At 39.9% G+C, this 281-nt stretch carries 1 pseudogene; it reads right to left on the bottom strand.

The features are described 5' to 3' along the window. Positions 1–281: pseudogene (locus WEIDD23_RS12510) on the bottom strand (hypothetical protein); the annotation flags it as partial.

Below are 281 nucleotides of genomic sequence, written 5' to 3' on the forward strand. Positions count from 1 at the left end.
TCAGTTACTCCCGCTGCATCTACGCATATTTTGAATTTTTTTACGTTCAATTTTGGTTAGTTCCTCTTTTAAATGACTGACCTCATCCTTAGTTGGCAACGTCCGCCACACAACCCCCTTCACATCCTGTCGCAAAACCACATTTGAAATATAAAAATCTGTCCGTTTCACAAATTGATTGGTGACATGAATATAAAGGCCAGGTAGATTCATTAAAATTTGGGCAATGTACTTTTGAAGCGCCGGTAAATCAGCCATATCCAACGTTACCGTAACCACTG

Source organism: Weissella sp. DD23 (assembly GCF_001579105.1).
Taxonomy (GTDB): Bacteria; Bacillota; Bacilli; order Lactobacillales; family Lactobacillaceae; genus Weissella; species Weissella cibaria.